4 protein-coding genes are annotated in these 6270 nt (G+C 63.7%); all 4 read left to right on the forward strand.

Annotated elements, in window-relative coordinates:
• The first annotated feature begins 192 nt into the window (after positions 1-192).
• The gene (locus tag QZ307_RS10395; protein WP_295999611.1) at positions 193-2118 is read left to right on the forward strand and encodes an acyltransferase family protein; all 1926 of its coding nucleotides are present in this window, start codon (positions 193-195) and stop codon (positions 2116-2118) included.
• A 3-nt stretch (positions 2119-2121) separates the two neighbouring features.
• Entirely contained in the window at positions 2122-3282 is a 1161-nt protein-coding gene (locus tag QZ307_RS10400; RefSeq protein ID WP_295999604.1) for a hypothetical protein, read from the forward strand.
• Between the two features lie 192 nt (positions 3283-3474).
• Positions 3475-4098 carry a hypothetical protein gene (locus QZ307_RS10405; RefSeq protein WP_295999606.1) on the forward strand — a complete coding sequence of 208 codons (624 nt, stop codon included), beginning with the start codon at positions 3475-3477 and terminating at the stop codon, positions 4096-4098.
• 17 nt (positions 4099-4115) lie between these two features.
• Positions 4116-6270 (forward strand): aconitate hydratase AcnA (acnA, locus tag QZ307_RS10410; RefSeq protein ID WP_295999609.1); only part of this gene is annotated, 2155 nt, incomplete at its 3' end.

Genomic DNA, 6270 nt, shown 5'->3' on the forward strand with positions numbered 1-6270 from the left:
GCGCCAGGCCGCGGGAGGACAGGTCGTTCCGCTCGCAGGGGGCGCTTTTTTGCGCCAAAGAAGACCGGCTTGTCCGGTCTTTTCTGCTTTTAGGGGAAGTTGCGGGCTTTGTGCCCGCGCCCATGGCCCTTGAGCACTATAATAGCCTCCACGAGAGGCTGAAGAGGAGACATTACGGCTGGTAAAGGGTACATTCCAGGACTTGATGGACTGCGCGCAGTCGCGGTTATCGCCGTGGTGCTCTATCATATGGACGCCAGCGTTCTTCCCTGCGGGCTTTTGGGCGTGACGATCTTTTTCGTCCTGTCGGGATACCTCATTACGGGTATTCTCATCAAAGAATGGAACCGTACGCGCACCATTAACTTGCCCCACTTCTGGATGAATCGCGTGCGGCGTCTGGTGCCGGCCATTGTGTTCATGGTGCTCTCGGTGGCGGTGCTGACGGCCATCTTTGCTCCCGACATGCTTACGCGCTTGCGCGAGGATATCGTGGCGGCGTTGTTCTTTTTCAGCAACTGGTGGTTTATCTTTCAGGATCTCAGCTATTTCGAAGCTATGGGATCGCCGTCGCCGGTCAACCATTTCTGGTCGCTTGCTATCGAGGAGCAGTTCTATCTCATTTTCCCGCCCCTGTTGCTCCTGCTGTTCAAGAACCGCGTGAAGAAGCGCACGATTCAGCGGGGGCTCATGGTGGTTATCGTCCTGTCGGCTTTGGAGATGTTTCTCCTATACGATCCTGCCGGCGACCCGTCGCGGGTCTATTACGGCACCGACACGCGGGCCTTCTCGCTCTTGGTGGGCGCGCTGTTCGCCTTCCTGTTCCCCCAGGGACGGGTTTTAGGTCGTGGAGCCCGGGGCTTTTCGCGGCAGCAACGGCGGCTGGTGGACATTGCCGGCACGGTTTCCTTTGCCGCCATCATTGTGTTTATGGCGCTGGTAAGCGGGTATTCCCCCTTCCTCTACAGCGGCGGCATTCTGATTGTCTCGGTGCTGACAGCCGTCCTCATTGTGGCGCTAGTCTATCCGTATTCGTTCATGGCGCGCCTCTTGTCGCTCAGTCCCCTTGTGTGGCTCGGCAAGCTCTCCTACGGTATCTATCTGTGGCACTATCCGCTGCTTCTGCTTATGAACCCTCGCACGTTCACGGGCGAGACGCCGTGGTTCGTCTATTTAGGGCAAATGGCCGTGGTGGTGGCAGTTGCGGCGTTTTCCTACTATGCGGTTGAGAATCCTATTCGTCATGGGGCGATCGGGCGGTTTGTGAAAGAGCTTCGCTCGCGCGAGGGCTCCGCGGCCCAGGCGCTGGGAAAGCGCGTGGTGCCTCTGGCGTCGGCGGCGATGCTGGTGATTGGCGCCGTGGGCGTCTGCGTCGCGGTGCCCCCCGTGGCCACTCAGGGCCATACGGCGGAAGTGAGCGTCGGGCAAGCCTTGGGTAAAACAGGGGCGAAGGAGCCGTCGTGGGAAGTTGAGACCATTGTGGCCCTTGATCCTTCGGACAACCCCAAGGCACCTCCTGCGCAACGGGCGCGCTATACCGACTTTCTGCTGGTGGGCGACTCGGTGACGGCTGCCATGGCCGACGAGGGCCAGGGCGGCTACGGCACCTTCCATCGCTATTTCCCGCGCGCCGTCCTCAATGCGGCGGTTTCGCGGCAGCTTTCTACGGCGCGCGAGTTCTACGAGGCGGAAGTGGATGCGGGCTGGGATGGCGATATCGTCATTTTCGAGATGGGCAGCAACGGCGTGGCGACGGAAGAACAGGTCGGGGAGATGATCGACTGCGTGCCGCCCGACAAGCGCGTTTTTCTGATTAATGTGCGAACTCCCTTCCCGCTGCAGGACATCAACAATAAGCTTTTGAAGAAGATGGCGCGGGAGCGCGACAACGTATCGTTGATTGACTGGTATTCCTACAGCACCGATCATGATGATTGGTTCGATGGCGATGGAACCCATCTGAAGCCCTCGGGCTGCGAGAAGTACCTCGATATGGTGCAATCAGCTTTGGTGGCTCACTATGAGGACGAAGCAGCGCGCGCGGAGGCCCAGGCATCGGGCCGCAAACCGATGATCGAGCGTGGCCCCTTTATCGGCGCCGTTGAAGGAAAGGCATAGGGCGTGAAGGTAAACCGAGAAGCGAAAAGCGCACCGCGGGGGCGGGCGGCGGCCATGCGCGGCGTGTTGGCGGCGCTGGTTGCCTTGGCTCTGGTGCCTGCGGTGCCGGCTCCGTCCTTTGGCGTGACTGAGGAAATTGAAGCGCGCATCACCGAAGCGCAGCAGCAAATTGAGGAATCGGCAGCCGCCTACGATGAGGCCGTCGCCCGCATCGCCGAGCTCGAGGATCAGGTGGCGTCTAACACTGACCGCCTGAAAGAGATTGAGCAAGAGCTTCCCGAGCAGCGCGAGCGCAGCGATGAGGCCCTGCGGGCGCTTTACAAGATGAATCGCGAGGGCTACTCGCTTATCGACATGGTGCTCTCGTCGGGCAGCATCACCGAGTTCATCTCATGCATCGACTACCTCTCTCGTTTCCAGGAGCGCAATGTCTCGGCCATTGAGGCGCTGACGTCGCTCGAGGACGAACTGGAAGACACCCAGGCATCCCTGGACGCGGCCCTGCAAGAGGCCGAGGAGAAAGAGCAAGAGGCGTCTGATTCGCTGGCCGTGGCCAAGGCTGCGCGCGAGCAGGCTCAAAAAGAGGCCCAAGAGCAAGCACGTCGCGAGCGCGAGGCCATCGAGGCCGCCAAGCGCGAGGCGGAACGGGCCGCGGCTGAGAAGGCCGCCGCTGAACAGGCCGCTCAAGAACAAGAAGAGGCTCAGGCCCAGGAAGAGGAGGCGGCCGCCGAGGCCGAGGAGGAAGAGGCGAGCGAGCAGCCCACGGAAGCCCCTGCCGATGACGGAGCCAATTGGGGCGACGACAAGGCGGCCTTTGTGGAGCAGTGGGGACCGCGCATTGACGCGTACTTGGCGGGCTCGCCCATGGCGGGCACGGGGGATACCTTCGCCTCTGCCGCCTGGGACTACGGTGTGGACCCGCGCTGGTCGCCGGCTATCTCGGCGGTGGAAAGCTCCAAGGGGGCCGCTTGTTTCAAGTCTCACAACGCCTGGGGATGGGGAAGCTCTAGCTGGGGCAGTTGGGAAGAGGCCATCAACGCCCATGTGGCCGGCTTGGCCCGCGGCTATGGTTACACGTTATCCGAGAGCGCCGCGCGCAAGTACTGCCCGCCCAACTGGCAGCATTGGTACAGCCGCTGTGCTGCGGAAATGAACTCGATCTAGCTTGGGGCGTCAGGACGGAGGACGGCGGCACGCCGCGTCTCAGGCCCGTCGACTTGCGTGCGCCAAGGGCCGCGTGCTCCGCAATTGACTGGACGCCATTCGACCTGTTAATTGGTCAACTTCGCAAAACCCGTCTTACACGGGGCGTATAATGTCTTCTGGAAACTTATGGCTTGATGAAGGCCATATTCGATGAAGAGAGGACTGTTCCCCTTGAGCTCAGAATCTTCCGAAGACAAGAACCTCGCCCAGGCGGCGGTTGCCGATCCGGCGGTGCTCGCCTCCGTGGTCGAGGCATTATCGGGCGCGAGCCGTCGCGAGCGCCAGCAGGCGGCCAAGACCGTGGCCGCCGTGGCCAAAGAGAACCCCGCGGTGCTCATCGATCACAGCACGGCGCTGGTGGACGCCCTTGAGCGTCCCGAGGCTCAGACGCGCTGGGAGTGCCTCGACGCCCTCACGCAGATCATCCCCCTCGATTCCCGCGCGTGCGACAAGGCGGTGCCGGGTGCCGAGGCCGCGCTGTTCGACGAGGACAGCGGCCCCTTGCGCTTGGCGGCCATGCGCTTTTTGTGCTACCTGGGCGCTACCACCGAGAAGCGCTCCGAGAAGGTATGGCCCCTCATCGACGAGGGCATCCAGTGCTGCCACGGCGACCTGGAGTTCCAGGACATGCTGCTGGCGGTCATCGACTTCTCGGCCGGCAAGCTCGACCCCTCCGTCAAGGAGGCCCTGGCCGAGCGCATGCGCTTCGACGCCACGAACGGCAAGGGCATGCTGAAACGCCGCGCCTCGCAAATTCTGGAAAACGTGTCGTAAGAGAGGATCCCACTCCCATGAGTCTCGAGTCTACGCTCAACGTAGGCGATGCCGCCTATGCCTATTATCCGGTCAGCGCCGTGGAGGGCTCCGAAAAGCTGCCCTACTCGCTGACCGTGCTGCTGGAGAACGCCCTGCGCAATGGCCGCACGCCTGAAGAGGCGTCAACCATGGCCGAGCGCATCGTCCAGGCTGGCTTGACGGGTCAGACGGGCGAGGAGGTGGAGTTCTCGCCGGCCCGCGTGCTGTTCCAGGACTTCACCGGTGTGCCGGTGTTCGTCGACTTCGCCGTGATGCGCGAGGCCTGCGCCGAACTGGGCGGCGATCCGAAGAAGATCAACCCCCAGGTGCCGTGCGACTTGGTCATCGACCACTCCGTCATTGCCGATAAGGCCGGTTGCGCCGGCTGTATGGACGAGAACATGGCGCTCGAGTTCCAGCGCAACGCCGAGCGCTACGACTTCCTGAAGTGGGCCCAGGAGTCCTTCGAGAACGTGCGCATCGTGCCGCCGGGGCAGGGCATTTGCCATCAGCTGAACATCGAGAAGTTCGCGAGCGTGGTCATGGAGTCGCCGGCGGGTCTTACCGGGGCCGACGGCAACCCTCTCGTGTACTTCGATACGCTGGTGGGCACCGACTCCCACACGCCCACGGCCAACGGCATCGGTGTTTTGGGCTGGGGCGTGGGCGGCATCGAGGCCGAGGCCGCAGCGCTCGGTCAGCCCATCACCACGCTGGTGCCCCAGGTTATCGGCGTGAAGCTGACGGGCACACTGGCCGCTGACGTGTCGGCTATGGACGTGTCCCTCACCTTCGCCAGCATGCTGCGCGAGCGCGGCGTGGTGGGCAAGTTCGTGGAGTGCTTCGGCCCCGGCGTGGCGGAGCTGTCGGCCACCCAGCGCGCCTGCATCTCGAACATGACGCCGGAGTACGGCTGCACCTGCACGCTGTTCCCCGTGGACGAGCGCACGCTGGACTACCTGCGCCTGACGGGCCGCAGCGACGATCAGGTGGCACTGGTGGAGGCCTACGCCAAGGCCCAGGGCTACTGGAACGACGGGGCGGCAGCGCCTCGCACTTACGCCGAGGTCATCGAGCTCGACCTGGGCACCGTGGTGCCTTCCATCGCCGGCCCCTCGCGCCCCCACGACCGTATTCCGCTGGCCGAGGCCCGCGAGCGCTTCCATGCCATTTGCGACGAGCGCGGCCTGGACTATGCCACGGCGCACGTGGAAATCGACGGCACTGATTACCGCCTGAGCCATGGCTGGATTGCCATCGCCGCAGTCACCAGCTGCACTACCGCCACCGACCCGGCCATGATGCTGACGGCCGGCCTGGTAGCGCGCAACGCCGTGGAGCGCGGGCTGTACCCGGCGCCGTGGGTGAAGACCATCCTGGCCCCTGGTAGCCGCGCTACCGAGTTGCTGCTCGAGCGCGCGGGGCTTACACAGCCTCTGCGCGATTTGGGCTTCTACACCTGCGGCTTCGGCTGCATGAGTTGCATCGGCAACTCCGGCCCGCTCATGCCCCAGATGCACGCCATCGCTGACGACATCGAGCTGGCCAGCGTGCTTTCCGGCAACCGCAACTTCGAGGGACGTATTTCCCCCGATGTGTCCCAGAACTACCTGATGCAGCCGGCCAACGTCATCGCCTACGCTATTGCCGGCACCATGGACTTTAACCCCGAAAGCGACGAGCTGGCCTACGACAAGGACGGCAAGGCGGTGTTCTTGGCCGACCTTCTGCCCTCGGCCGACGAGGTGGCCGAGCTGGTGGAGCGCTATGTGACGCCCGACCTGTACGAGCAGGGCGCGGCCAGCATGTTCGAGGGCGATGCGGCCTGGCAGGACCTGGGCGCCGAGCCGAGCGACACCTTCGCCTGGAACCCCGATTCCACCTACGTGCGCCGTCCGCCCTACTTCGACGGCATGACCCGCGAAGTGACAGCGCCGGCTCCCGTGGCCGACGCCCGCGTGCTGGGCAACTTTGGCGACTTCATCACCACCGACCACATCTCCCCGGCCGGCGCCATCGCGCCCGATATGCCCGCGGCAGAGTACCTGGAAGAGCACGGCGTGGCTCCGGCTGACTTCAACACCTACGGCGCCCGTCGCGGCAACCACGAGGTGATGATGCGCGGCACCTTCGCCAACGTGAAGCTGCAGA

Origin of the sequence: uncultured Adlercreutzia sp., assembly GCA_910585575.1 — a bacterium.
Lineage (GTDB): Bacteria > Actinomycetota > Coriobacteriia > Coriobacteriales > Eggerthellaceae > Adlercreutzia.

Excerpts from the sequence above, each read along its gene's own strand:
- QZ307_RS10405 (WP_295999606.1), top strand. The coding sequence starts at position 3,475 with ATGAAGAGAGGACTGTTCCCCTTGAGCTCAGAATCTTCCGAAGACAAG.